A 24,743-nucleotide genomic window follows, 5' to 3' on the forward strand; every position below is an offset into this window, starting at 1 on the left:
TCCTAGCGATCGGTCAGGCGGAGTTCGATGCGGCGGTTCTTGGCATAGCCCGCCGGCGTATTGGAGGTGTCGATCGGCTGATACTGGGCGAAGGCGGTGGCGGCGAGATGCTGAGGTGCCACACCCTGGGCGATCAGCAGCTTGACGACAGTGATCGCGCGCGCGGCCGACAACTGCCAATTGTCGGCGAAGCGGCCGCCGGTGATCGGCTGCTTGTCGGCATGGCCGTCGACGCGCAGAATCCAGGGCACGTCGGGCGGGATCTCTCCCGCGATCTGCTTGAGGGTCACGGCGAGGGTACGCATCTGGTCGACACCCGCCGGCACGAGGTCGGCGCTGCCGAGCGGGAACAACACGTCGCTGGTGAACACGAAGCGGTCGCCGACGACGCGGATGCCAGGCTTGCCCGCGAGCAGCTTGCTCAGCTTGGCAAAGAACTCGGAGCGATAACGCTTGAGCTCCTCGACCTTGCTGGCCAGCGCGAGGTTGAGCTTGTTGCCGAGGTCGGTGATCTTCGCGTCACGGGCCTTGACGTCGGCCTGAGAGATGTCGAGGGCCTGGGTGATCGCGGCCAGCTGTTTTTGCAGTTCCGCGAGCTGCTGGTTGAGCTGGGCTACCTGCGCCTCGGCATCGCTGCTCAGCTTCGACTGCGAGGCCAACTGGCCGCTCTGCTGGGCCACGACCGCGCTCAGCGACTTCGCCTGCGCCGCCAAGGCCGCTTTGGCCGCCTCGCTCTGGTTGCGTTGCGCGGTGAGGGTGGCGACAGACAGCCCCAGATCATGCGCCTTGGTGCGCTCCATCGAGAGCATCTGGGTGAGCTGCGCCATCTCCTGTTGCAGCCGGTCGAGTACGTGCTGGCGGCCGTTCAGCGCCACCGACAGGAACGCCTGCGCCAGGACGAACACCAGCAGCACGAAGATGATGACCATGAGCAGGGTGGACAGCGCGTCCACATAGCCCGGCCAGGCGTCGAGACCGCCCCTGGGGGCGCCGCGGCGTCTCATGGCTGATTGCTGCCGCTGCCGAGGGCTGCGAGGGTGCGGGTCAGCAGGCGCAGGTCCGAGCGGATGTCAGTGGTGGTCTGGGCGCGGCCCTGCTCGTTTTCGTGCAGCACGCGGCCGAGCAGGCGTTCGATGTTGCGCATATGCTCGCGCGTCTCGCCGGCGCCCCCCTGGTCGCTTTGTTCGGTAAGGCGGCGCAAAGCCGGGGCAAGGGCGGCCTGCCCCTCGGCGACCCGCTGCATGACCTGCTGGTTCACCCGCATGATCTCGGCGAGGTCCGCCATGCGTTCGGCCAGCGTGTTCAGCGTGTCGTTATGCAGGCCGCGTCCGTCCTCGCCGCGCGCCAACACCGATTGCAGCCCGTCGAGATTTTCGGCGGTCTGCTCCAGCAGCGCCTGCACGTAGGCCGGAACCGGCTGCTCGCCCTCGCCGGTATAGCCGCCGGAAAAGCGGGTGATGCCGGCGAGCCATTCCTCAAGCTCGTTGAAGAAGCGGTTCTGCGCCTGCCCGGCCGTGAGGTCGAGGAAGCCGAGCACCAGGGCACCGGCGAGGCCGAACATCGAACCCGAGAATGCGGTGCCCATGCCGTGCAGCGGTCGCACCAGCCCGGTCTTGAGCTGGTCGAACATCTGATTGACGTCGCCGGAGCCGACCGAGAGGTTGGCGATCACCGAGGAGATCGCCGCGACCGTCAACAGCAGGCCGTAGAAGGTGCCGAGCAGGCCGAGGAAGATCAGCAGGCCGGTCATGTAGCGCGACAGCTCGCGGCTCTCGTCGAGGCGCGACGAGAGACTGTCGAGCAGCGAGCGCATCGCCGGGGTCGAGAGCGTCAGCCGGTCAGCGCGGTTGCGCGAGGCGATCATCGAGGCCATCGGTGCGAGCAGCTTCGGCGGCGACGGCGGGGCGAGCCCGGCACGCGGGTGCCGCAGCGTCTCCAGCCAGCGCACCTCGGGGGTGAGCCGGACCACCATCACCAGGTTCCAGACGATGCCGAGCGCCAGCACGAACAGGATCAGCCCGTCGAGCAGCGGGTTGTTCTCGAAGGCGGCGTAGAGCGTGCGCCAGAGTGCTGCCGCCACCGCGGCGATCGCCGCGAGGAAGATGAGCATACGCACGACGTAGGTGGTGGGACGGGTCATTGCGTTGCTGCCGTTTGTTGCTTGATGCCGGAGACAGTGAGGTCGACGCGGTCGTCTGGCGCGGGACTTTTGGGTGGCCGGCCGATGGCTCGGACATAGATACGGGTAGACGGGATGCCGCCTTCGATCAGCACGGCGCGTGCCGCCAGCCCGCGCGCGAGCGCCATGCGGCGCGGCGTCGAAGGGTCGTCGGCGGTGCCATGGGAATAGGCGTCGATCAGCGCCCGGGCACCTGGATCAACCTTCAGACGGTCGGCGAAGTCGCGCAGGGCTTGCATTGTGGCGGCATTGAGGTCGGCGCTGTCGCGGCCGAAGGTGATCCGGGTGCCGTGCTGCGCGATTGCGCTGGCGTCGCCGACGGCGTGGGCCACGACCGGAACCGGGGGCGGCGGTGGCAGCGGATGCAGCGGCACGTTGATGATCGGCGCCTTGATCACCGGCGGCGGCGGTGGCGCGGCAGGGATCGGCGGTATGGCGACAGGCGGTGCGGCTTGCGGCCTGGAAGCCTGATGGACAGCGTAATGATGGTGCTGGTGCACGGCATGGTGTGGAGGCACCGGGCCCAGGCTGTCCAGTGCGCCCTGATTGCCGGCGGTCTGCGCCGATGCAGTCGTCGTGAACAGCATCGCCAGCACGGCTGCGAGGGCTGGTGCGAGTCCTTGCGCCAGCGTAGGAACAGGGGAGGGATCAGCCATTGACTGGCAAGCCTAGCAGCCGGGCCAGCAGGCTTATAGTCCCGCCGCGACGATCTCGCGCAGCTTGCCGTGCAGGCCGGTGTTGCAGGCGACGACGTCGCACTCCGTCTCCAGCGCCTGATGGTCGCGGCCGGCCGGGTCGGTGGCGAAGCCGCCCGCCTCGCGCACCATCAGCAGGCCGGCGGCGCAGTCCCATTGCTTGACGCCCAGCTCCCAGTAGCCATCGAAGCGGCCGGCGGCGACCCAGGCGAGATCCAGTGCCGCGGCGCCGAAGCGTCGTATGCCGGCGACCTGGGGCATCAGCGCCCCAAGGGTGCGGGCGAAATGCAGCCGGTTCCGGTCGGATACCGCGGCAAACGGGATGCCGGTGGCGAACACCGCCTCGGTGATGTCGCGGCGGGCGGAGACGCGCAGCCGGCGGTCGTTGAGCCAGGCGCCGGCGCCTTTCTCGGCCCAGAACATCTCGTTCGCGGCGGGATTGTAGATCATGCCGGCGGTCAGTTCGGCGCTGCCGTCGGGCAGTCGCTTCTGCAGGGCGATGCTGACCGCCCAGTGCGGCATGCCATGCAGGAAGTTGGTGGTGCCGTCGAGCGGATCGACCACCCAGCGCCAGGCCCAGTTGTCGCTGCCTGAAGCGCCGCTCTCTTCCATGATCATCGCAAAACCCGGCCGCGCCCGCACCAGCTCCTCGCGGATCGCGGCCTCGGCGCGCAGATCCGCCTGGCTGACGAAGTCCGACGGTCCCTTGATGCTGACCTGGAGCTGCTCGACCTCGTTGAAGTCGCGCAGCAGCCGCTTCGATGCCTTCATCGCGGCGTTCTGCATGACCGACATGAGCGGGGAGAGGCGTTGAGCCATGCGTACAATTCAGCCCTTGGCGCGTTCGACGTAGCTGGCGTCGTCGGTGCGCACCACGATCCGCTCGCCGGTCTCGATGAACGGCGGCACCATGGTCTTGACGCCGTTGGACAGCTTCGCCGGCTTGTAGGAGGAAGTCGCGGTCTGGCCCTTGACCACCGGATCGGCCTCGATGATTTCGAGCGTGACCTGCGGCGGCAGGTGCATGCCCACCGGGTCGCCTTCGACGAGGTCGACCACGACTTCCATGTTGTCCTGCAGGAAGGCGGCGCCGTCGCCGAGGATTGCCGCCGGGATCATCGCCTGCTCGAAGGTCTCGGGATCCATCAGCACCAGGTTGTCGCCGTCGGTGTAGGAGTAGGTGTATTCCTTCTGCTCGGTGAGCAGGCGTTCGACGGTGTCGGCGGTGCGCCAGCGTTCGTTGGTCTTGTTGCCGGTCTTGAGGTCGCGCATGTCGACCTGGATGAAGGCGCCGCCCTTGCCAGGGGAGATGATCTGCTGCTTGAGCACGGTCCAGCGGCGGCCGTCATGCTCGATGACCTGTCCGGCCCTGATCAGGTTGGCCTGCTGCTTCATCTCTCAACCTTGCCTTGCATCATGAGCCGGGCTTCTATCCCGCCGGTCCCTGTTGGGCAAGGTCGTGGACCGTGCCGGACGGGTCGCGCACCTGGCCTGCCGGCAGGTCCAGGTAGTCGGGGCCGAGCGGCACCTTGCCGTGCCCGCCGGGGATGTCCAGCACGTAGGTCGGCCAGGCGAGCCCGGTGACGCGGCCGCGCAAGTCCTCCAGCAGCCGGCGGCCTTCCGCGATCGGCACGGTGAAGCGCTGGGTGCCTGGGGCGGCGTCCAGATGGTGCAGATAATAGGGCTTGATACGGGCGGCGAGCATGGCGCGGAAGAGCGCCTCCAGCGCCGCGACGCTGTCATTGACGCCGCGCAGCAGCACCGACTGGCCCAGCACCGGGACGCCCTGGCGCTGCACCAGGCGGATAGCGGCGCGCGCCGCTTGGGTGAACTCGCGCGCATGGTTGGTGTGCACCACCAGCCATAGGGCTCGGTTGGTCTCCAGTGCTGCGACCAGCGCCGAGTCGAGCCGTTCGGGGTCGGCAACCGGCACCCGGCTATGGACGCGTATGGTGTGGACGTGCGGCATGGCTTCCAGTGCCGTGACGATCCGGCGCAGACGGCGGGCGGAGAGCAGCAGCGGATCGCCGCCGGTCAGGATCACCTCGCCGATTGCCGGGTTTGACGCCAGCCAGTCGAGGGCGCGCTCAAGTGCTGCGTCATCGAGCACGCCGCCTGTGGGGCCGACCCGCTCGCGACGAAAGCAGAACCGGCAATAGAGCGGACAGACCAGCAGCGGCGTCAGCAAAGCGCGATCGGCATAGCGATGCACAATGCCCGGCACCGGGGAATGTGCCGCGTCGCCAGTCGGGTCGGAGTGCTCATGCAAGGCGGTGACGACCTCGTCGGGATGCGGCACCACCTGGCGTGCGATCGGGTCGTCGGCACGCTCGATCAGCGCGGCGAAGGCCGGCGGGATCAGCGTGGCATAGCGCCGGCCGACCGCATCGAGGGCCGCGCGGTCGGTCTCGCGCACGAGCCCGGCGCGGATCAGCGCTTCGGTATCGCGCAGGTTGCGGTTTGCCATGCACGCGCTGTACTGCCGAGGCCATGACCCCGCAAGCATCCGACCCGATCACCGACCGGCTGGCCCCGCTGCGCCGGCGCGCGCTGATGCTGCGCGGGGTGCGCGCATTTTTCGACGGGCGCGGTTATCTGGAGGTGGAAACCCCGTATGCGGTGCCGACGCCGGGGGAGGAGGTGCATCTGCGTCCGTTCGAGACGACGCGCGTCGCACCCGACGGGAGCGCGCAGCGCCTGTTCCTGCACACCAGTCCGGAATTTGCAATGAAGCGGCTGCTGGCCGCGACCGGATGCAGGCTGTTCCAACTCGCCCGGGTTTGGCGCAACAACGAGGGCAGCGACACCCATGCCGCGGAATTCAGCCTGCTGGAATGGTATCGGCCGGGTGCGGACCTCGCCGGGCTGATGGACGAAACCGAGGCGCTGCTGCGCGCCACCCTGCCACCGACGGTCTCCTGGGGTGGGGCGTCCTGCCGGATCGATCGTCCGTTCGAGCGGCTGACGATGCAGGAGGCGTTCGCCCGCCATGTCGGCGCCGACCTGCTCGCAACCGAGGGCGACGCGACGGCGCTGGCGCGGCAGGCGGGTGTCAGATTGCGGGACGGCGAGGGGTGGGAGGATCTGTTCTTCCGGCTGTTGCTGAGCCGGGTGGAGCCGCAGATCGGCCGCACCGTGCCGACCTTTCTTACGCATTGGCCGCAAAGCCAGGCCGCACTCGCCAGGCGGGACCCGGCCGATCCACGCGCCGCCTTGCGGTTTGAGCTCTATGCAAGCGGCCTTGAACTTGCCAATGCCTTCGAGGAGTTGACCGATCCGGCCGAGCAACGCCAGCGCTTCCTCGCCGACCGGGCGCGTCGGCTGGAGTTCGACCCAACGCTTGACTGGCCGCTTGACGAGGCGCTGCTGGAGGCACTGGCACGTCTGCCGTCCTGCGCCGGCATCGCTTTGGGCTTCGATCGGCTGGTGCTGCTGGCCACCGGAGCGCCACGTCTCGCGGATGTCATCTGGCTGGGTCGAAATTGACGGCGCGGAAATTGCAATATGTCCCGCACGGCACGATGTCTCGGCCATGCAGTGTTTCAACCCTATCGGCTGGTGTGCCTGATGTCCCCTCGTCGTTTGCTTCCCCTGGCGTTGCCATTACTGGTTCTTGCCGGCTGTGCGGTGCCGTCGCCGGCGCAGCGGCGTTTGCTCGATTCCATGATCGGCAAACCGCCGGTTGACCTGGTGCGCGCGTTCGGCGTGCCGAGCCGCACCTACAGCACCGATGGCCATACCTTCCTCGCCTATATCGACCATGAGACCGGCTACTCCCCCGGCACCCCGGGCTGGGGCTGGGGCTTTGGCGGCTATGGTTGGGGCGGCGGTGGCTTCGGCGGCGGTTATGGCGGCTTCGGCGGCTATGGGCTCGGCTATGATAGCGGGTTCGGTGGCGGTATTCCGCCCAGCTATTACAGCACGACCTGTCAGACCACGTTCGAGGTCAATGATGACAAGGTGGCCTCCTGGACAATCCGCGGCGACGGTTGTTGATGTCGTCCCCTCTTTATGTTGCCCTGCTGGCGTAAGTGCGGGATTGTTACGCAACTGGCGTCAGGATGAGTGCGGTGACGAAGAGCAGGATTGGTCGATATCTGGTCGGCGCGGCCCTCATCGCAGGCCTCGCCGGCTGCGAGAGCAGCGCGCGGCAGGACCCGTTGCTGGTCCGCGGCAGCACCGACGATATCGTTTTCGCCCAGGTGCCGATCTTTCGCGATCGGCCTGTCGACGAGAGCATCCGGGGCTCGCTTGAGCTGACCGACTATGCGGTGGCCCTGCACAACGCAGGCCTGCTTGAGACGCTGCAACGCGCCGGGCCTTATACCGTGTTCGCGGTGCCGAACGCGCCGCTTGAAGCCGAGCAACGCGCCACCTCGGGGCAATTGCTGGCGACTGCCGACCACGCGAGCCTGCGCCGCCTGATGCAGTATACCATCGTGCCAGGCCGCTACACCGAGGCCAGGTTGCGCCGGATGATCGCCAAACGCGGCGGCCCGATCGGACTGACCACGCTGGGCGGTCATGATGTGCTGACCGTCTCGCTCGAGCCCGACACCCAGGAGTTGCTGCTCGGCGATCCGCAGGGCCGGATCAACCGGCTTTGGCTCGCCGACGTGCCGCAATCCAACGGCGTGCTCTACGCTACTCAATCGTTGCTGGTGCCAGAGGCGCCGCGGTAGCCTCATTCGGCGGCCATCAGTGGCTGGGCTGCGTCGCGGTCGAGGCGCAGATGCCGCTGATGCAGCGACGCGACCGCCGGGTTGTGCGCGATCGAGACGATCGTGGTGTCTGGCAGGCGCCGCTTGAGGGTCGCATACATCCGCCCTTCGGTCTCCGGATCGAGGCTGGCGGTGGCCTCGTCGAGGAACAGCCAGTCTGGCTTGACCAGTAGGGCGCGAGCGACGGCCAGGCGTTGCTGCTCGCCGCCGGACAGGCGCATCATCCAGTTCAGGCCGGGCTCGTCGAGCATTGGCAGCAGATGCGCCAACTCCGCGTCGATCAGCGCGGCCTCCACGACTTCCGGTGCCACCCTGCCGTCGTCGAGCGGATAGCAGACCGCATGGCGCAGGGTGCCGAGCGGCAGATAGCACCGTTGCGGCAGGAACAGCCGGCTGCCGGCGGGCCGCTCGATCCGGCCTGAGCCGAACGGCCAGATGCCGGCAAGTGCGCGGAACAGCGTCGACTTGCCGGCTCCCGAACGTCCGCTGACCAGGGTGTCTATGCCAGGGCTCAGCTGCAGGTTCATGTTTTCGGCAAGGTGCGTTCCGTCCGGCAGCGCCAGCGAGACGTCGGTGAGCTGGAAATCCTTCTCCGGGGCGGCGTTACCGGAGAAGCCGCCCGGCCCGGAGGATCTCGCGGCGGCGCGTGCGTCCTCGACGGCGCGGTCGAAGGTGGCGAGACGGCCGACGGTGGCGCGCCAGCTCGCCAGGATGGTAAACGAGTCGCCGAACCAGGAGAGCGCGCCCTCGACCGCGCCGAACGACGTGTTGATCTGGATCATGGTTCCCAGCGTCACCTTGCCGGCGAAGAAAAGCGGCGCGATCAGCGCGAACGGCAGGATGCTGGCGACCTGACCGTAGCAGACGGTGGTCACGTTCAGCAGCAGATAGCGGCGCAGGATATTGATGAAGTTGGTGCGGATGGCGGCGAACGCGCCGAGCAGGCCGATCCGTTCCTGGTTCTCGCCGGCATGCAGCGCGATGCCTTCGGTGTTTTCGCGCGCGCGCACCAGGCCGAAGCGGAAATCGGCCTCGAAACGCTGCTGGAAGAAGCGCAGTCCGATCAGCCTGCGGCCGACGAAATAGGTCAGCACGTTGGCGCCAAAGCTGAAGACGATCGCGACCCAGACCAGGGCGCCTGGAATATGCAGCCCGAAGAACGCGAGATGGCGCGACAGCAGCCAGAGCACGACGACGAAGCTGCATAGCGAGACCATGTTGCTCAGCAGGCCGAGCCCGAGGGTCAGCGTGTCGTCGCCGCCGGCGTTGGCGCCGGCGCCGCAGAAGGAGGCGAGATCGTCGGAGAGCCGCTGGTCGGGGTTGTCGGTGGCGATCCCGTCGCCGTGGCCCGCGATACTGATCCGGTAGTAGGCGCGGTCGGCCAGCCAGCGTCGCAGAAAATCGCCGGTCATCCAGGCGCGCCAGCGGATCTGTAGATACTGCGTCGCGAACAGGGTCGCGCAGGCGAGCAGGATCATGGTCATGGTCAGCATCAGGAAGCCGGGCATGATCCAGCCGCTGGGCAGCCGCCGGTAGGTCAGCATGAGGGCCAGGAAGTCTTGCAGATCCTTGCGCTGGAAGCTGTCGTAGAGGAGATTCTGCCAGAACGTAAACAGCACTGTAAGTTCGGTCTGCACGATCGAGAGAACCGCCACGCCGATCAGCAGCGACAAGGCCAGCCGGCGTTCGTTGGAGTGGAAGAAGTAGGGCTTGAGCAGCCGCCAGCTATCGGCCAGCACCGGTCCGAGGCGCACGGGCAGAATACTCCATGGTTGCCGACCGGTGTAGGGGGAGGCGCATTGCGGCCGCGCGCCGGCGTCCTTACAAGCGGTTCATCCGGCGACGCGCATTGCGTCTGCCATCGCTTGCACGCCGGCGCCGGGTCCGTCGGGATGGCTCCAGACGGCGCTGACCACGGCGAGGAAATCGGCGCCGGCCTGCACCAGGGGCGCGCAGTTGGCCGGGGTGATGCCGCCGATGGCGACGCACGGCAGCTCCATCAGCTCCGACCACCAGCGCAGCAGGTCGATGTCGGCGCGTATGCCGGTTTCCTTGGTGGGGCTGGGATGGAAGGCGCCAAAGGCGACGTAGTCAGCGCCGGCTTCTCCGGCCAGCATCGCCGCCTCGCGGCTGTCATAGCAGGAGACGCCGAGCTGCAGGTCGCCGAGCAGGGCGCGTGCGTCAGCGGCGCCCATGTCGTCGGCTCCGACATGGGCGCCGTCGCAACCATGCGCGTGCGCGAGATCGGGCCGGTCATTGACCAGGAACGCCACATCGCGGGACTGCGCGACCGGGCGTAACAGGTCGATCGCGCGCCGGACCGTATCGTCGGATGCGTCCTTCAGGCGGAGCTGCACGGCGCCCACGTCGCCAGCGTCGAGGGCCTGGGCGAGCTGGTCGCGAAACACCGCAGGCTCAAGCGCCGGCGGCGTAACCAGATAGAGGCGGCAGGTCTGGATCAGACCGCGTCCTTGAAGATCGAGATGATGGTGGAGAGCAGCTCCAGCGCCTCGGCGCGCGGGCGTTGAAAGGTGTTGCGCCCGATGATCGAGCCGTTGGCGCCGCCCTCGGCAATGCCGCGTATGGTCTCCAGGAGTTGCCCGGTGCTGGAGTTCTCGCCGCCGGAGAACACGACGATGCGCCGACCATTGAAGCAGGACTGCACGACGTTGCGGATGCGCGCGGGCATCGTCGAGACGTCGATCTTCTGCTCCTCGTAGACCTTCTTGGCCGAGCCGAGGGAGAGGTGGTCGGTCGGCGGCTTGACCTTGATAATGTGTGCGCCGAGCAGGGCTGCCATGTGCGCGCCATAGGCGCAGATATCGATTGCGGTCTCGCCTGCCTTGTCCAGCATCGGGCCGCGCGGGTAGGACCACATCACCACCGCGAGGCCGGCGGACTTCGCTTCCTCGCCGAGTTCGCGGATTTCCTCCATCTGCTGGAAGGCATATTCGCTGCCCGGATAGATGGTGAAGCCCACGGCCGAGCAGCCCAGCCGCAGCGCGTCGGCGACCGAGCCGGTGACGGCCTGGTCCTTTTCGGTGGCCAGGCTGTTCGAGCTGTTCAGCTTGAGGATGGTCGGGATCTGGCCGGCGAAAGTGTCGGCACCGGCCTCGATCATGCCGAGCGGGGCGGCATAGGCGTTCAGCCCGGCCTCGATGGCCAGCGAGAAATGGTAGTGCGGGTCGTAGGCGGCGGGGTTGGGCCCGAAGGAGCGCACCGGACCGTGCTCGAAGCCCTGGTCGACCGGCAGGATCACCAGCTTGCCGGTGCCGGCGAGCTTGCCATGGTTGAGCATGCGCACCAGGCTGGCCTTCGTGCCGGGATTGTCGCTCTCGTAGTTGTCGATGATCTTCTTGACGTACGGTGTGATCGACATGGCTGGGCTCCTGCGCGGGGAGTTCGGGGGCGGGTGGACGGGGGTGCTGAACGCTAGCCGAGGGTCGGGAACTTGTCACGGCACGAGCCAAAGCGGGAGCCGTCGGTCGGCGTCGCGGGCTGCGAGGTCGAGGGCGTCCGGACGCGACGTGTCGAGCCTGGCATCAAGGGCCGCCGCGCGCGCCCGGACGGCGTCAAACTGCGGACAGTCCGGCGACAGGATCAGGTGCCGCGCGCCAAGCCGCAGCGCCTCCATCGCGCGTCCCGCGGCGGCGCCGCAATCGAGGCAATCCGAGGCGCCGCAGGCCGCCATCCCGGGTGCGCTCGCGCGGATCAGCGCCAGCCACCAGGCAGCGCCCATGAAGCAGGCCGCCGCCGGCGCCGACAGCAGCATCAGGCGGACCCGCACGCCTTGCGCCTGCTCCAGCGCCCCCACCTGCTGCAATGCCAGGGTTGCATGCAAAAGGCCGTGGACCACGACTGCACGCGAAGGGGGCGCAAGCTTGGGGGGCTTCGACGGGTTCATGCTTGACGTTGTTACGGCCGCGCGCGATCTCTGCAATGGATATCGGCGCCGGTTGCCGCTGGAGGATGTCCGTCATGTCTGAGCAAGAGGGCATCCAGGACCCTGCGGAACGGCTGGCCGTGGCCTTGCGGCGCATCGCGGTCGCGGTGGAGCGGCGCGAGGCCCCAGGCGGGCCACCCATATCGCCAAGTTTGGCGCCCGTCGCAGGTGATCTCGATGCGCTGATCGGCCGGTTGCGCTCGGTGCTTGACGACGTGTCGCACGGCTCCAATTAGGACGCGGCAATGACCCAGGTTACGATCCGGATCAACGGCTACTCGTATGTCGTCGGCTGCGAGGACGGCCAGGAGGCGCATCTGCAGGCGATGGCGAGCTACGTCGATCGCCGCGTGGAGCGCATCAAGACACCAGGCGGCCAGAGCGGCGAGGCCAGGCTGCTGGCGCTCACTGCCCTGATGATGGCCGATGAGCTGCATGACCTCGCGGCCAATCGCCTGCCGCCGGCGACGGTGGCGATGATCGAGGAGGCCGAGGCGGTGCGTGCGCGGTCGCAGTGGCGCGAGCGCCAGATGGTCAACCTGGCCGAACGCGCGGAAGCCATTGCGGCGTCGCTTGAGCGCGACTAACTAGAGGATGCGGGGCTGCCCGGTTCGTCAGGCAATTCAACCCCTGGGCCGATAAGCACTTCCTCGGGAGCTGGCACTGTCGTGGCCATTGGTCACGTTAACTGGCGCCCACCTGCACAAGCGGGTTCCGGGAGGTCGACAGTCCAACGGCCATGGCGGCTCCGCACTTGATCGGCCGCGACGCCAAGCGGCGGATGCGCGATCTGATGCGCCATCGCGCCTCTGGCGACGATGCCGCGCTGATCGCATCGCTGCTGGCACATGTGCCATTGCGGGGCGACGAAACGGTCGCCGGTGTCTGGCCGTTGCCCGGCGAGCCCGACCTGCGGCCGCTCTGGCAGAGGCTGCACGCGGCCGGTATCGCGATCGTGCTGCCTTTCACCCCGCCGCTCGGACAGGCCTTGCGGTTCCGCTCGTGGGTGCCCGGTTGCACGATGCAGGCTGGCCGCTTCGGCACCGAACACCCGCGGGCCGACGCTGACGCTTCCCCACCAGACCTCCTGTTCGTGCCGTTGCTCGCCTTTGACCGTCACGGTTTCAGGCTCGGGCACGGCGGCGGTTATTATGATCGCACGCTCGCAGCTCTGCCAAGCGCGCGTTCGGTCGGCTATGGGTTCGCGTCACAGCAGGTCGAGGCGGTGCCGCGCGGGCCGCACGACATGAAGCTGGACTGTATCGTGACCGAGCGCGGTTGCGTGACCATCGAGGGGTGAGAGCGTTTGCGTATCCTGTTTCTGGGCGATGTCGTCGGGCGCGTCGGCCGCGAGCTGGTCGAGGCCAGCCTGCCGGGCCTGCGCGCGCGTCTGCGTCTCGATCTCGTGGTGGTCAACGGCGAGAATGCCAGCCACGGCTTTGGCCTGGCGCCGGCGATGGCCACCTGCCTGTTCGCCGCCGGCGCCGACGTCATCACGCTCGGCAACCATGCCTGGGACCGCAAGGAGCTGATCGGCCATATCAGCCAGGCTCCACGGATCATCCGGCCGCTGAATTTTCCGCCTGGCACGCCCGGGCTTGGTCATGTCGTAGTCAGCCTCGCCGACGGCAGGCGCGCCCTCGTGGTGAACGCCATGGGCCGGCTGTTCATGGACCCGCTCGATGATCCCTTCCGGCTGACCGACGAACTGCTGTCGCGGCATCGGCTCGGGGTGACGATGCAGGCGGCGGTAGTGGACTTCCACGCCGAGGCAACCAGCGAGAAAATGGCCTTCGCGCATCATCTCGACGGCCGGGTGTCGCTGGTGATCGGCACCCATACCCACACGCCGACCGCGGACCACCGCATCCTGTCGGGCGGCACCGCCTATATGAGCGACGCCGGCATGTGCGGCGACTATGACAGCGTCATCGGCATGGCCAAGGCGCCGGCGATTGCCCGCTTCATACGCAAGATGCCGGGCGAGCGGCTGGGCCCGGCGGAGGGTGCTGCCAGCCTGAGCGGCCTGTTCGTGCAGACCGACGATCGCACCGGGCATGCTCGCGCGGTGGCGCCGCTGCGTATGGGCGGCGGGTTGTCCGAGGCGGTCCCCGAGCCGATGGTGGACTGATCCCGATAGACGACCATGCCGAGATCGGGCCGGCCGGCCACGAGGAGACAGAGCTGGTGGCCGCCCGTGCCAAGTTGGGCAGCCAAACAACGCTGGTGAGTTTGCACAAAGCTTCTATCCGCAAATCGATAGTGGCAGAATGTTGCAGATGGGGATCCTCACGGGCAATCGACGTGCGGCGCTGGGCGCGGCCGGGGCGGGCGACGAGCGGGCAACTCAGGTTGCGACCTATGAGGTGCGGCTGGCGAACGTCGAGACACGCTTGTCGGTGCTGACCTGGATGGTAGGCGCGAACCTCGCTTTGACGTTGCTGGTGTTGGGCAAGCTGTTTCACGGCTGATTCTGTTTGGCACCCATAAGTGCGCGGTATGGCCTGCATCCCGCGCCGTGCGGCCATCGACCTTTGCATCCCGTCCGGAGCCACCATGCGTGTGCCGGGCTCGCCCGCTCGCCAGCACTGTGTCACTCAAGCCGTCATCGCACCTATGCAACAAAATGAGGAAGCCGAACGCAGCGATGCGCCGCCCTTTCTGCTTCAGCTGGGCGCCGTGCTGGGGTTTGAGCCGCCGCCGGTGCGGAGAATACGGCTTTCGGTCCAACTCTGACGGTCGTTCAGTTGCAACGCCAGCGAAGACGACCGTGACGGCGGAGGGCATCTGTGCGGGGCATAGCCCTTACTCTCGTGACTACGGCTGGATTGACTTGATCGTGGACTCACGTTCATAACGCAGCTGGATGTGTAAAAGTCACAGCCCGGTCGGTAGTCCGGGTGGCATTTGCGCTCGTACGAGCCGCCCGCATACACGGTGTCGGCCTCCCGCACGTCCTTTTCCAATTGGAGGGGAAGGTGTGTCTCATGGAAATCTCGAAATGGATCATCGCATTCGTTGCGGTAATGAATTTCGGCGGTCTGATCGCGGATGCGATCGTTCCGGTAACTGCCAGACAGCATCTCTGGAACCCAGTCTGGCGGCCTCACGCAAAATTCCATAATGGGCAGACAATGCTCATGGGAATAATTGGTGGCTCCCTATCGCTTACCATTCTGTTCGGCTGGCAGCCGTTGACGCTTCCGTTGTTCTTCATCGCCGCTGGCATTGCGGGAAGCTACTTCGTTGCCATGGCTTTGGCTCCTGCGTTTCCCGGAACCGCATGGATCGATCCCGAGTTCACGGCTACGACGGGGCGTCCGCTTGGGCTCGCTCCGCAACAGCTCGTCTCCTACGTGGTTTGCGGCCTTGTGATCATCGCGATCGTGCTAGCCACTTCCACGTAGCTACCCTTGGCCACGCTCGGCTCGGTTGGACGGCCGCGACAGTCTATGAGGGCAAGCCGATGCTGAGTGCGATCTGGCGCCGGATTGCGGTGAGCTGAGTGTCGGTGATGCGCGAGCGGGTGGCTGTCAGCCGCGCCTTCGAGGTTGTGGCCACCAAATGCGACACCGCCCAGCAGGGTTTGGCGCAGCCGTTCTCGGGGGTTGGGGCGAGGGCGACGGCGAGGTCGGCGATTACCAGAGCCGCATCGTCGGTGAGTGGCACCAGGATGACGTTGGGGTAGGCGCTGCCGAACAGCTCGTCATCCTCGACCACGATGGCCGGACGACGCTTGTTCGGCTCCTTGGGCAGGGCGTCACGCCAATCCGCGAGCACGATCTGGCCCGCTTTGACGACAAGGCCATCAGCCGCCATCGGCGCGCGGCGTGCCCCAATCCTCATAGAAGCGTTGCGCCTCGGGGCTGGCCGCGACATGCGCCCCGACCTGCTCGCTGGCGCGCCGAATGCGATCGCGTCTGGCGTCGCGCGCGGCACGCGTGGCGACGTCGCGCAGCAAGGTGGCGAGGCCGATGCCGTGCGCGCGCGCCTGCGCGTCGAGCTCGTCGCGCACATCGTCGTCCAGCCTGATCGAGATCGGAACACCCACGGCCCTGCTCCCTTGTTTGTATGGAGTAACTACACCTGCGCACTACTGCGGCGCAAGGTTCGTCGCATTTCGGCGAGGGCGTGCGCTGATGCTCGCAAGGGCGTGCGCAGGCGCCAGGAGACGGGTGCGCGCAGCGTGGGTACGATCGGCCTGGACGTGATCGGCTCCAGCACGTAGAGCGAGGCGCGGTGGGCCGGGGCGAAGCGGTGCAGACGGGCGCGCCAGCCGGTCGTGCGGGCGAGCGCGACCAGATAGTCATGGGTGAAGCCAAGCTCCATCCAGCCGTAGCGGCGGATGCAGAACACCGACAGCGCGTCCAGTCTTGGGCCCCATGGATAGGGGATGGCGCGAGTGGGGGCGCGCACCACCGGCTCGCCGCAGAGCACCAGCCGGCCGCCGGGGCGCAGCCGGTCATGCAGCCGGATCAGCAGCGTCTCGAAATCGAAGGCGTGGTGGAAGGCTTCGTAGAACAGGATTGCGTCGAATCGCTGGCCGTCGAAGCCGTCGCCGAAGCCGGCGCGCTCGGTCTCCACGGCGAGGCCGAGATGATGCGCCTGTTGTGTGATCGAACCCAGTGCCGCCTTGTCGATGTCGACGCCGCAGGCGCGGTAGCCGAGCCGCGACAAAGTCAGCAGGATCTGGCCGCTGCCGGGGCCGTATTCGAGCACGCTGCCGCCGGGCGGGATGCCGAGATGGCGTAGCACGTGGCCGTAAGCGAACAGATGCTCGCTGGCCATCGACGCGTCGCGGAACGACCAGGGCACCAGGCCGGTCCAGGGATCGTCGGGCGGCGGCCGCGCCGGAGGCTCGTCGCGACCAGGCTCGTAGCCCTGCTCGGGACGGCCGCGTAGGGAAAGATAGAGGGCGAGTGCGGCCTCGCGGTAGGCGGGCGAGAATGGATCGAGCCGGGCGAGGGCGGCAGCACCTGGGACGTCGAGCACCATGTCGGCCATTTGCCGGTATTGCGCCGTGTCGGGTACGCCATCGCCGATCGCCTCGAGCAGGGCGGCGAAGCCGGTCATGCTAGCGGAACGGCGGCTCGTCGAAGCCGCGCAGCTTGCGCGAGTGCAGCCGGCCGGTGCCCTGCGCGCGCAACGCCCGCATGGTCTCGATGCCGATATGCAGATGCTGGCTGATGCGCTCGCGGTAGAAGCTCTGTGCCATGCCGCGCAGCTTGAGTTCGCCGTGCAGCGGCTTGTCCGATACGCACAGCAGCGTGCCGTAGGGCACCCGGAAGCGAAAGCCGTTGGCGGCGATGGTGGCGGATTCCATGTCCACGGCGATCGACCGGCTCATGTTGATTTGCCCGAACAGGGCATTGTAGCGCAGCTCCCAGTTGCGGTTGTCGGTGGTCATCACCGTGCCGGTGCGCATGCGTGTCTTGAGATCGTTATCGCGCAGGCCGGTGATCTTGCTGGTGGCTTCCTGCAGCGCGACCTGGACCTCGGCGATCGGCGGCACCGGCACCCAGGGTGGGAGGTCCTCGTCGAGCACATGGTCGTCGCGCAGGTAGCCGTGCGCCAGCACGTAGTCGCCGAGCCGCTGGGTGCGACGCAGCCCGGCGCAATGGCCGAGCATCAGCCAGCAATGCGGACGCAGCACCGCGACATGGTCGGTGATGGTCTTCGCGTTTGAAGGTCCCACCCCGATATTGATTAAAGTGATGCCGTCGCCGTCTGGGCGGACCATGTGATAGGCCGGCATCTGCGGGTTGCCCTCGGCCTCGGCGAAGCGTGTGTACTCTCCGCCTTCCTTTAACGCGTCGCGACCAAGGGCGATGAAGGCCTCGACATAGCGCTGGTAGTTGGTGAGCAGCACGAATCGCTGGAAATCGGCGGGTGGTGTGCCGGTGTAATGGTGCAGGCGGGCCAGCGAGTAGTCGACGCGTTCGGCGGTGAACAAGGAGAGCGGCCGCGGCTGGCCGGGGTTGGGCTGCTGGCGGCAATTGGCGATCAGGTCGTCGGTGCTCTGCAGGTCGGGCAGCGTGAAGCGCAGGCCGAGTTGGCGCACCTCGTCCTCGCCGATGTCGGTGACGCTGTCCTCGATCACGTAGGGCAGCGGGATACGGCGGTGCGAGCGCCCGACCAGCACCGGACGGTGATAGTGCCGGAGCAGCAGCGCGATCTGTTCGGTGAGATACTCCTCGAACAACGCCGGACGGGTCAGGGTGGTGCCGTAGAAGCCAGGCTCCAGCAGCACGCCGTAAGGGAGCCGGCTGTCGGTCAGCAGGCTGGCGCCGTCCACCTCGATGGCGAGGTAGGGGTAGACCGCGCCCGCGGCGTCGCCGCCCCCAATGCTCCCCGTGGTGGCGCGCGCGGCGAAGGCGGCGCGCAGGATGTCGCTGCTGTCCGCGTAGATCGCGCGGAGCGCCGCCATTGCGGCGGTCGCGTCGTCGAACGCTGTGAAGTCGCGTCCCACCTGATCCTGCGGCCTATCCATCGCCGTGCTCCGCTCAGCGCCGCAGCAGGATGTAGTCGATGGTGAGGTCGACGTCGAACGTCGGGCCCTTCATGTCAGGCGGGATCGGCGGCAGGGTGGCGCCGCGGAACATGCCCTCGGTGGCGTCGTCGAGGGCGTAGGAGCCGGACGAGTTCACCAGTTTTATGCTCTTCACGTGCCCCTGCCGGTCGAGCACCACCTTGACGCTTGAGGGTCCATCCTCGCCGCGTTCCGCCGCATCCTCGGGATAGTACATGTGGCGGCGTATCCAGTCGCCGAGCTCCTGTTCGTAGTCGCTGCTGACGCCATGGATGCTGCTGGTCGAGGCGTAGGGTGTGTTGATCTGGCCGTTCTGCACCATTGGGCCGAGCGACAGGTCGATTGAGCCGCCGGAGCCGGCGCGGCGGTGGTGCGGACGCGGGGGTGCAAAGGAGAGGTTCATCGGATGCGACAGCGGCGAGTTGTTCTGCGCCGGCTTCGGATGCGGCAGCGGCTTGGGCACTGCCTCGGCACTCGGCAGTTCCGGCAGCGGCACCGGCGGCGGCGCCTCCATCGGCGGTAGCCGGGTCGGCGGCGCCGGCGTCGGCATCGGCTTGGTCTGTGGCACGGGGGCGCTGTTGGGCTCGCCGACCATGCCGGACCTGCCAGGATTTTCGTAGAGCATCTCGACCGGCTGGGCTTCCTGCGGCGGGCCGCCCGGTGGGTGGCGATAGCTCAGCGCCAGCAGCGCCAGCACGGCGAGGTGGATCAGTCCCGATGCGGCGAGGATGCCGCCGATGCGGTCGCGCAGCCGGCGCCGACGACGCACCAGCGGCTGGTCCACTCTGTCCAGCACGGCCGCCGGGGCCGCGTCGGCGACGAAGCCGGGCCGTGCGGCGCCGTGCAGCGCCGGCGCCGTGCCTTGTGGTTCCGGCGCCAGCAGCGGGAGAGTGCGCGCGTCCCGTGTGCGTTGCTGGATGCCGACGAGCTGGTTCATGGACTGCCGGAAATCTCCACCCGATCCCGGCGCGGGAAAGGCGGCGCAGTCTGCCATCGCCGGGATTGCTTCGCCACCGTCCGTCTGGAACGATACGAATCGTGACACAAGCGGGAATTCCCGAAATCGCGGCGGCGCTGCGTGCGCCTGACGCGCCGGCGGTGCCGCGGCGCGCGGCAATGCGATCGCATCTGTGTGCCGCCGACCCTGATCTTGCCGGCCTGATCGCCAAGGTCGGGCGCTGCCGTCTGCGGGTCGACCGCGCCCGCGAGCCTTACGAGTCGCTGGTGCGGGCCATCGCGCACCAGCAGTTGCACGGCCGTGCGGCGGAGGCGATTCTGGGGCGTATGATGGCGCTGCTGGCGGACGATGGCTTTCCGTCGGCGGCGTCCCTGCTCGCAGCCGAGCCGGACGCGCTGCGCGGCTGCGGCTTCTCGTTGGCCAAGATCGCGGCGCTGCGGGCGGTGGCGGAGGCGGCACAGTCCGGGCTGGTGCCGAGCCGGGCACGTGCCTGCCGGCTGTCCGACGCGGTGCTGATCGAGCGGCTGAGCAGCCTGCGGGGCATCGGCCGCTGGACGGTGGAGATGCTGCTGATCTTCAGCCTGGGCCGTCCCGACATCATGCCGGTCGACGATTTCGGCGTGCGCGAGGGCTACCGGCTGCTGAAGCAGCTCGACCGGCAACCGCGCCTGCGGGAGCTGGCCAGCCTGACGGAGTCATGGCGCCCGTATCGCTCCGCGGCTGCCTGGTACCTGTGGCGTGCCGCGGACCTGGCCAAGCCGGCGGCGGCCGCGAATCCGATGACCGCCTGATCAGAACGCGTCCGTGAACTCCTCCAGCAGGGCGGCGAAACGGGTGGGGTTGTCGGCATGCAGCCAGTGGCCGGCCTGTTCGATCGTCTCCATGCGGTGTTGGGGAAACAGACGGCGCATGGCCGCATGGTGTTGCGGCTGGATGTAGGGGGACGCACCGCCGGCCAGGAACAGGGTTGGGCCGTGATAGGCCTGGTCCTCGGGCATTGCCGGCCAGCCTTCGATGTCGGCCATCGAGGCGGCGATTTCGTCGAGTCCGATCTGCCAGCCGGGGCGCTCGCCTAGCCGGATGTTCTGGATCATCAGGCCGCGAACGGCGGCGCTGGCGATTAAGGGGGCCAGCAGCGCGTCGGCGCTGGTGCGGTTGAGATATTGGGGAAACCTGATTTGCTGCATCTGCCGGGCGAGTTGTGCACTGCCGTGCTCGCTCGGGCCCGGCGGGATGTCGGCGACCAGCAGGCTGTGCACCTGCTCTGGCCGGTTCAGCGCCAGCACCATCGCCGCCTTGCCGCCCATCGAGTGTCCGACCAGGGTGGCCGGCAGCGCGCCCAACCCGTCGAGGGTCTCGATCAGGTCCGACGCCATGTTGGTATAGTCCATCGGGCCGTGCGGGCTGTCGCCGTGGTTGCGCAGGTCGATGGCCAGGGTGCGCCGCCGGGCGGCGAGCCGGCGCTGGAAGAAGCCAAGATTGCGGGCACGCCCGAACAGGCCGTGCAGCAGGATGATCGGCGGACGCGCGACGGCGGGGGCATCCGGAGGGTCGGGTCCGCGGTCGAGAACGTTTAGCTTCACGGACCTGCGGTCAGCACGATCTTGCCGGAATGCGCGCCGCTCTCCATCAGCGCATGCGCGTCCGCCGCCTGGGCGAGCGGGAACACCGCATGGATCAGCGGCTTGCAGGCGCCGGACTCAAGCAGCGGCCAGGCGTGATCGAGCAGGGCGGAGGCGATTTCGGCCTTGAAGGCGGCGCTGCGTGGCCGCATCGTCGAACCGGTGACGGTGAGCCGGCGCCGCATCAGCTTCGACAGCCGCACCCCGTCGACGACGTCGCCGCTTTGCACCGCGACGATCAGCAGCTTGCCGTCATCGGCCAGGCTGTCGAGGTTGCGGTCGAAATAAGCGGCGCCGACCATGTCCAGCACCGCATCGACGCCGCGGCCGTTGGTGAGTTCACGGATGCGCGCGACGAAGTCCTCGGTGCGGTAGTTGAACGCGGCGGCGGCGCCGAGCGTCATACAGGTTTCGCATTTCTCGTCGGTGCCGGCGGTGGCGTAGGGGATCGCGCCGAGGCCGCGGGCGAGCTGGATCGCGGTGCTGCCGATGCCGCTGGTGCCGCCATGGATCAGCACGGTCTCGCCCGCCGACAGTCGGCCGATCCGGAACAAGTTGGCCCAGACGGTGAAATAGGTCTCCGGCAAGGCCGCGGCGCCGACCGCGTCGAACCCGCTGGGCCACGGCAGGCATTGTCCCAATGGTGCGACGCACTGCTCGGCGTAGCCGCCGCCATTGACCAGGGCGCAGACGCGGTCGCCCACGGCATAGCCGGTCTCGTGTGCGCCTAGGGCAATGATTTCGCCCGCGACCTCAAGCCCGAGGATCGGGCTCGCATCCGGGGGCGGCGGATACAGCCCCTTGCGCTGCATGATGTCCGGCCGGTTGATGCCCGCCGCCTGCACCCGGATCAGCGCCTGGCCATCCCCTGGTGTTGGCGCGGGTCCGTGCGCCACGCGCAGCACGTCCGGGCCGCCATCGCCGCCGCGGTCGATGAAGCGCATGGTCTGGGGCTCGGTCATCGCCAATTATCCTTGGGGGCCAGTTATCCTTGGGGGAGCAGCTGTCCGTGCCGTATTGCACCCAGGCGGGGCAACCGGTCGGGCTGGTATTGCTTTCATCATGCAGGGCTGACACGAGGCGATCAATCCATGCAAAGCCGCGAGCATGAGCTGTCATGGCGCTCCCTTTTGATGAGCGGCAGCGATGCGCCGCCGCCGCCGCGACCCGACCCGGACCAGGACGACGATCCTGACGCGCCGTCGCCGCTGGGCGAGCCGCCGCCGCCGATCCCGGTGCCGCCGTCACCGAGCCCGCCACCGATGCACGTGGCGGGCTGCCGTCTGGAGCATGTCCAATGGGGCATGCGCGCCACAAAACTTGGCATTGTGCATCCGACAGGGCGGCTTTGAACGAACCTTGTTGATCGCAGCCCTCCGTGGCCGCAGAAGCAATCCGCGAGGTCGTGACGGCCTCCTGAACCAGGGGGCGCCTTAAAGGCATGCCGGGCATGTTGGCCACCATGCTGCGCCGCAATCCGGATCGCAGGCCCGAGCCGCGTCGCGAGCATCCCCGGCTCGCCGCAGGCGCGGGCATGGTGCGCGGTGTCATCCGCGATCGCGCCGCCCCGGTGCAACGCTGGGTCGTGCACGCGCCCCAGACCCTTCGTGCCTTGGTGCGTGCCGACGAAATCTGGCTGGTCATCCTGGCGGCGTTCATCGGCATCGGCGCCGGGCTGCTGGTGGTGGCGATCAACAACACCACCTTGTTTGCCCATCGTATGCTGTTCGCGCTCGACAATGACGGCCGCCTGTCCGGCCTGAGCGCGCTCGATCCGCAGCGTGCGGTCATGGTGCCGGCGATCGGCGGCTTGCTTCTCGGCGCCGCCGGCCTGGCTATTGGCCATTTTTATCCGGGCCGCCCGGTCGATCCGATTGAGGCCAACGCGCTGCATGGCGGGCGGATGTCCTTGCGCGACAGCCTGATCGTGGTGGGCCAGACGCTGATCTCCAACGGCGCCGGCGCCTCGATCGGGCTGGAGGCCGGCTACACCCAGATCGGCTCGGCCTTCGCATCGCGTCTTGGGCGCGCCTTCAGGGTGCGTCGGGCGGATCTGCGTGTGCTGGTCGGCTGCGGCGCCGCCGGCGCCATCGGGGCGGCGTTCGATGCGCCTTTGGCCGGCGCCTTCTATGCCTTCGAGCTGGTGATCGGCACCTATTCGCTCGCCAACCTCGCACCGGTCACCCTGGCCTCGATCTGCGCGATCATCGTCACCCACGCGCTCAATGGCGCGGCCCCCTCGCTTGCGCTGGCGATGCCGGCGGCGATCGACTGGCGCGACTACGTCCCGATCCTGCTGCTTGGCGTGATCTGCGCGGTGGTCGGCATCGCCATCATGCGCATGGTGACCTTGACGGAGTCCTTGTTTCGTCGTTCGCGTGTGCCGCTCTGGTGCCGGCCCGCGATCGGCGGCCTGATCGTCGGCTGCCTCGCTTTGGTCACGCCGGCCGTGCTGTCGTCGGGGCACTCGGCGCTGCGGCTTGGCCTGAACGGCTCTTATGGCTTGGAGCAGGCGGGATTATTGCTTCTGCTCAAGGCGCTGGCGTCGTCGATCTCGATCGGTTCGGGATTTCGCGGCGGCCTGTTCTTTGCCTCGCTGTTTCTTGGCGTGCTGACCGGCACCGTCGCCGGCGACCTGCTCAGCATGGTCACGACGAACAGCCTGCCGCCGGTCACCTGCGCCTTGATTTCGATGAGCGCGCTGGCCGTGGCGGTGGTTGGCGGCCCGCTGACGATGGTTTTCCTGGCCCTGGAATCCACCGGCAGCCTGCCGCTGACGGTGGCGGTGCTGGTCGCCTCTGTGGTCTCGGCGCTGACCGTGCGGCGCACCTTCGGCTACTCGTTTGCCACATGGCGCTTCCATTTGCGCGGCGAGTCCATCCGCAGCGCGCTGGATATTGGCTGGATACGTAACCTCACCGTCGGCCGCATGATGCGGCGCGAGCAGCGCACGCTGCGTTCGGACACCTCGATCGCCTCGGTTCGGCGCGACTATCCGCTCGGCTCGGCGCAGCGGGTCGTGGTGGTCGACGAGGCTGGCCGCTATCTCGGCATCGTGCAGGTGCCGGACCTGCATGCCGATGGCCACGAGGTCTCGCGCCTGGGCGAACTGCTGACAGACGATGGCGCGGCGCTGCTACCGCAGATGAACGTCAAGGAGGCGATCGCGATGTTTGAGCGGGCCGAGAGCGATGCCCTGGTCGTCATCGATGATCCCGAGCGGCGACAGGTAATCGGCCTGCTCACCGAACAGCATGCGTTGCGCCGCTACAGCGAGGAACTCGACCGCAGCCGGCGCGAGCTGTCCGGGGAATAAGGCGCCCGCGAAACCGATCGTTCAGCGGCCTTCGGACCAGGCGATCGCGTCGGCACCGGCTGGCAGGATCATCGGGCAGTCGGGATCGGTTGCGGCGCGGAACACCGCCTCGGCGACATCCTGCGCCGTCGTCACCGCACCGCTCGCGGCATGCTGCTGCATGGCTGCCATCGTCTGCTCAACGAAGCCGGCATAGGCATCGGGAAAGCCACCGTTGGCCGCGACCCGCGCCCGCGCGGTGCTGCCGAAACTTGTGCCGGGCGCGGCACCTGGCACGACCACCCGGGCGCGGATGCCGAACTCCGCGAGTTCCAATGCCGCGGACTCCGTCAGCGCGTTCACTGCCGCCTTGCTGGCACGGTATATCGACAAAAGCGGCAGCGGCTTGATGGTCGTGCTGGAGCTGACGTTGACGATCACGCCCGACCTTCGATCGCGCATGCCGGGCAGCACCGCCTGCATCATCGCAATCATCGAGAGCGTGTTGGTCTCGAAGATCCGGCGCGCCGTCTCCATAGAGGTGCCTTCCACGGCGTTCAGCCAACCGATCCCGGCATTGTTGACCAGCACGTCGATCACGCCTGCCTCGGCTATTGCGGCGGCGATGCTGGTTGCATCGGTCACATCGAGCGGCAGCAGGCGCAGCCGGTCGAAAGCCGGCAGCGTGCTTGCCGACGGATCGCGCATCGTCGCCACGACATTCCATTGCCGCTCCAGGAAACAGGCCGCCGTCTCGCGGCCAAAGCCGGTCGAGCAGCCGGTGATAAGGACAGTGTTCAT

The 24,743-nt window shown here is 67.8% G+C and carries 30 protein-coding genes and 1 other RNA gene; 13 read left to right on the plus strand and 18 right to left on the minus strand.

Annotated features, from left to right (window positions below):
* Positions 1 to 2 precede the first annotated feature (2 nt).
* The 6 genes from ACQY4K_RS14085 to ACQY4K_RS14110 are packed head-to-tail and all read right to left on the minus strand — an operon-like array spanning position 3 to position 5,341.
* Entirely contained in the window at positions 3 to 1,004 is a 1,002-nt protein-coding gene (locus tag ACQY4K_RS14085; protein WP_428390824.1) for a peptidoglycan -binding protein, read from the minus strand.
* Positions 1,001 to 2,140 carry a flagellar motor protein MotA gene (locus ACQY4K_RS14090; RefSeq protein ID WP_428390825.1) on the minus strand — a complete coding sequence of 380 codons (1,140 nt, stop codon included), beginning with the start codon at positions 2,138 to 2,140 and terminating at the stop codon, positions 1,001 to 1,003. Before ACQY4K_RS14090 ends, ACQY4K_RS14085 begins: the two co-directional genes overlap by 4 nt.
* A complete protein-coding gene (locus tag ACQY4K_RS14095) occupies positions 2,137 to 2,835 on the minus strand; it encodes an OmpA family protein (RefSeq protein ID WP_428390826.1) in 699 nt (232 codons plus the stop codon). The genes ACQY4K_RS14090 and ACQY4K_RS14095 overlap by 4 nt, the downstream gene beginning before the upstream one ends.
* 33 nt (positions 2,836 to 2,868) lie before the next feature.
* The gene (locus ACQY4K_RS14100; RefSeq protein WP_428390827.1) at positions 2,869 to 3,693 is read right to left on the minus strand and encodes an inositol monophosphatase family protein; all 825 of its coding nucleotides are present in this window, start codon (positions 3,691 to 3,693) and stop codon (positions 2,869 to 2,871) included.
* A gap of 9 nt (positions 3,694 to 3,702) precedes the next feature.
* Complete coding sequence (gene efp / locus ACQY4K_RS14105) at positions 3,703 to 4,269, minus strand: elongation factor P (protein ID WP_428390828.1); 567 nt, start codon at positions 4,267 to 4,269, stop codon at positions 3,703 to 3,705.
* 34 nt (positions 4,270 to 4,303) lie between these two features.
* A complete protein-coding gene (locus tag ACQY4K_RS14110) occupies positions 4,304 to 5,341 on the minus strand; it encodes a lysine-2,3-aminomutase-like protein (protein WP_428390829.1) in 1,038 nt (345 codons plus the stop codon).
* A gap of 23 nt (positions 5,342 to 5,364) precedes the next feature.
* Here ACQY4K_RS14110 and epmA point away from each other — a divergent pair, with 23 nt between their 5' ends.
* The 3 genes from epmA to ACQY4K_RS14125 all read left to right on the plus strand — a co-directional run bounded on the left by epmA (position 5,365) and on the right by ACQY4K_RS14125 (position 7,556).
* Complete coding sequence (gene epmA / locus ACQY4K_RS14115; RefSeq protein WP_428390830.1) at positions 5,365 to 6,360, plus strand: EF-P lysine aminoacylase EpmA; 996 nt, start codon at positions 5,365 to 5,367, stop codon at positions 6,358 to 6,360.
* A 177-nt stretch (positions 6,361 to 6,537) separates the two neighbouring features.
* A complete protein-coding gene (locus ACQY4K_RS14120; RefSeq protein ID WP_428390831.1) occupies positions 6,538 to 6,870 on the plus strand; it encodes a hypothetical protein in 333 nt (110 codons plus the stop codon).
* A gap of 74 nt (positions 6,871 to 6,944) precedes the next feature.
* Positions 6,945 to 7,556 carry a fasciclin domain-containing protein gene (locus ACQY4K_RS14125; protein WP_428390832.1) on the plus strand — a complete coding sequence of 204 codons (612 nt, stop codon included), beginning with the start codon at positions 6,945 to 6,947 and terminating at the stop codon, positions 7,554 to 7,556.
* 2 nt (positions 7,557 to 7,558) lie between these two features.
* Here the strand turns inward: ACQY4K_RS14125 and ACQY4K_RS14130 are convergent, their stop codons facing one another.
* The 4 genes from ACQY4K_RS14130 to ACQY4K_RS14145 form a co-directional block, all read right to left on the minus strand.
* The gene (locus ACQY4K_RS14130; protein ID WP_428390833.1) at positions 7,559 to 9,349 is read right to left on the minus strand and encodes an ABC transporter ATP-binding protein/permease; all 1,791 of its coding nucleotides are present in this window, start codon (positions 9,347 to 9,349) and stop codon (positions 7,559 to 7,561) included.
* Positions 9,350 to 9,427: 78 nt separating this feature from the next.
* The gene (gene thiE, locus ACQY4K_RS14135) at positions 9,428 to 10,054 is read right to left on the minus strand and encodes a thiamine phosphate synthase (RefSeq protein WP_428396132.1); all 627 of its coding nucleotides are present in this window, start codon (positions 10,052 to 10,054) and stop codon (positions 9,428 to 9,430) included.
* Complete coding sequence (locus ACQY4K_RS14140; RefSeq protein ID WP_428390834.1) at positions 10,054 to 10,974, minus strand: class I fructose-bisphosphate aldolase; 921 nt, start codon at positions 10,972 to 10,974, stop codon at positions 10,054 to 10,056. The genes thiE and ACQY4K_RS14140 overlap by 1 nt, the downstream gene beginning before the upstream one ends.
* A gap of 75 nt (positions 10,975 to 11,049) precedes the next feature.
* Positions 11,050 to 11,499, minus strand: coding sequence for a hypothetical protein (locus ACQY4K_RS14145; RefSeq protein WP_428390835.1), 450 nt, complete (start codon positions 11,497 to 11,499; stop codon positions 11,050 to 11,052).
* A 74-nt stretch (positions 11,500 to 11,573) separates the two neighbouring features.
* Between ACQY4K_RS14145 and ACQY4K_RS14150 the strand changes: the two genes are divergently transcribed.
* The 7 genes from ACQY4K_RS14150 to ACQY4K_RS14180 all read left to right on the plus strand — a co-directional run bounded on the left by ACQY4K_RS14150 (position 11,574) and on the right by ACQY4K_RS14180 (position 14,945).
* Positions 11,574 to 11,774, plus strand: a complete 201-nt coding sequence (locus ACQY4K_RS14150; protein ID WP_428390836.1) for a hypothetical protein — start codon at positions 11,574 to 11,576, stop codon at positions 11,772 to 11,774.
* Positions 11,775 to 11,783: 9 nt separating this feature from the next.
* Positions 11,784 to 12,125, plus strand: a complete 342-nt coding sequence (locus ACQY4K_RS14155) for a cell division protein ZapA (protein WP_428390837.1) — start codon at positions 11,784 to 11,786, stop codon at positions 12,123 to 12,125.
* A 9-nt stretch (positions 12,126 to 12,134) separates the two neighbouring features.
* Positions 12,135 to 12,291, plus strand: a non-coding RNA gene (ssrS, locus tag ACQY4K_RS14160) — 6S RNA.
* On the plus strand, positions 12,278 to 12,838 hold the full coding sequence (locus ACQY4K_RS14165; RefSeq protein ID WP_428390838.1) for a 5-formyltetrahydrofolate cyclo-ligase: 561 nt from the start codon (positions 12,278 to 12,280) through the stop codon (positions 12,836 to 12,838). Before ssrS ends, ACQY4K_RS14165 begins: the two co-directional genes overlap by 14 nt.
* Positions 12,839 to 12,844: 6 nt before the next feature.
* Positions 12,845 to 13,669: a TIGR00282 family metallophosphoesterase gene (locus ACQY4K_RS14170; protein ID WP_428390839.1), complete on the plus strand. Its 825-nt coding sequence runs from the start codon at positions 12,845 to 12,847 to the stop codon at positions 13,667 to 13,669.
* A 148-nt stretch (positions 13,670 to 13,817) separates the two neighbouring features.
* Positions 13,818 to 14,009, plus strand: a complete 192-nt coding sequence (locus ACQY4K_RS14175) for a hypothetical protein (protein ID WP_428390840.1) — start codon at positions 13,818 to 13,820, stop codon at positions 14,007 to 14,009.
* A gap of 516 nt (positions 14,010 to 14,525) precedes the next feature.
* Entirely contained in the window at positions 14,526 to 14,945 is a 420-nt protein-coding gene (locus ACQY4K_RS14180) for a hypothetical protein (RefSeq protein WP_428390841.1), read from the plus strand.
* Between the two features lie 43 nt (positions 14,946 to 14,988).
* Here ACQY4K_RS14180 and ACQY4K_RS14185 read toward each other — a convergent pair whose 3' ends face one another.
* Genes ACQY4K_RS14185 through ACQY4K_RS14205 form a run of 5 tightly spaced genes read right to left on the minus strand, consistent with a single transcriptional unit; the run spans position 14,989 to position 19,112 of the window.
* Positions 14,989 to 15,357: a type II toxin-antitoxin system PemK/MazF family toxin gene (locus ACQY4K_RS14185; protein ID WP_428390842.1), complete on the minus strand. Its 369-nt coding sequence runs from the start codon at positions 15,355 to 15,357 to the stop codon at positions 14,989 to 14,991.
* A complete protein-coding gene (locus ACQY4K_RS14190; protein WP_428390843.1) occupies positions 15,347 to 15,589 on the minus strand; it encodes a hypothetical protein in 243 nt (80 codons plus the stop codon). The genes ACQY4K_RS14185 and ACQY4K_RS14190 overlap by 11 nt, the downstream gene beginning before the upstream one ends.
* Positions 15,590 to 15,618: 29 nt before the next feature.
* Entirely contained in the window at positions 15,619 to 16,611 is a 993-nt protein-coding gene (locus ACQY4K_RS14195) for a class I SAM-dependent methyltransferase (protein WP_428390845.1), read from the minus strand.
* 1 nt (position 16,612) lies between these two features.
* Positions 16,613 to 18,028, minus strand: coding sequence for an AMP nucleosidase (locus tag ACQY4K_RS14200; protein ID WP_428390846.1), 1,416 nt, complete (start codon positions 18,026 to 18,028; stop codon positions 16,613 to 16,615).
* Between the two features lie 13 nt (positions 18,029 to 18,041).
* Positions 18,042 to 19,112 carry an energy transducer TonB gene (locus ACQY4K_RS14205; protein WP_428390847.1) on the minus strand — a complete coding sequence of 357 codons (1,071 nt, stop codon included), beginning with the start codon at positions 19,110 to 19,112 and terminating at the stop codon, positions 18,042 to 18,044.
* Between the two features lie 71 nt (positions 19,113 to 19,183).
* Here ACQY4K_RS14205 and ACQY4K_RS14210 point away from each other — a divergent pair, with 71 nt between their 5' ends.
* Positions 19,184 to 19,816 carry a DNA-3-methyladenine glycosylase family protein gene (locus ACQY4K_RS14210; protein ID WP_428396134.1) on the plus strand — a complete coding sequence of 211 codons (633 nt, stop codon included), beginning with the start codon at positions 19,184 to 19,186 and terminating at the stop codon, positions 19,814 to 19,816.
* Here ACQY4K_RS14210 and ACQY4K_RS14215 read toward each other — a convergent pair whose 3' ends face one another.
* Both ACQY4K_RS14215 and ACQY4K_RS14220 read right to left on the minus strand, forming a co-directional pair.
* Positions 19,817 to 20,608, minus strand: coding sequence for an alpha/beta fold hydrolase (locus ACQY4K_RS14215; protein ID WP_428390848.1), 792 nt, complete (start codon positions 20,606 to 20,608; stop codon positions 19,817 to 19,819).
* Entirely contained in the window at positions 20,605 to 21,609 is a 1,005-nt protein-coding gene (locus ACQY4K_RS14220; protein ID WP_428390849.1) for an NAD(P)H-quinone oxidoreductase, read from the minus strand. The genes ACQY4K_RS14215 and ACQY4K_RS14220 overlap by 4 nt, the downstream gene beginning before the upstream one ends.
* A gap of 171 nt (positions 21,610 to 21,780) precedes the next feature.
* Between ACQY4K_RS14220 and ACQY4K_RS14225 the strand changes: the two genes are divergently transcribed.
* Both ACQY4K_RS14225 and ACQY4K_RS14230 read left to right on the plus strand, forming a co-directional pair.
* Complete coding sequence (locus ACQY4K_RS14225) at positions 21,781 to 21,999, plus strand: hypothetical protein (RefSeq protein WP_428390850.1); 219 nt, start codon at positions 21,781 to 21,783, stop codon at positions 21,997 to 21,999.
* A gap of 182 nt (positions 22,000 to 22,181) precedes the next feature.
* Entirely contained in the window at positions 22,182 to 23,963 is a 1,782-nt protein-coding gene (locus tag ACQY4K_RS14230) for a chloride channel protein (RefSeq protein WP_428396136.1), read from the plus strand.
* A 21-nt stretch (positions 23,964 to 23,984) separates the two neighbouring features.
* Here the strand turns inward: ACQY4K_RS14230 and ACQY4K_RS14235 are convergent, their stop codons facing one another.
* Positions 23,985 to 24,743, minus strand: coding sequence for an SDR family oxidoreductase (locus ACQY4K_RS14235; RefSeq protein WP_428390851.1), 759 nt, complete (start codon positions 24,741 to 24,743; stop codon positions 23,985 to 23,987).

Origin of the sequence: Lichenicoccus sp., assembly GCF_965276875.1 — a bacterium.
Classification (GTDB): domain Bacteria; phylum Pseudomonadota; class Alphaproteobacteria; order Acetobacterales; family Acetobacteraceae; genus Lichenicoccus.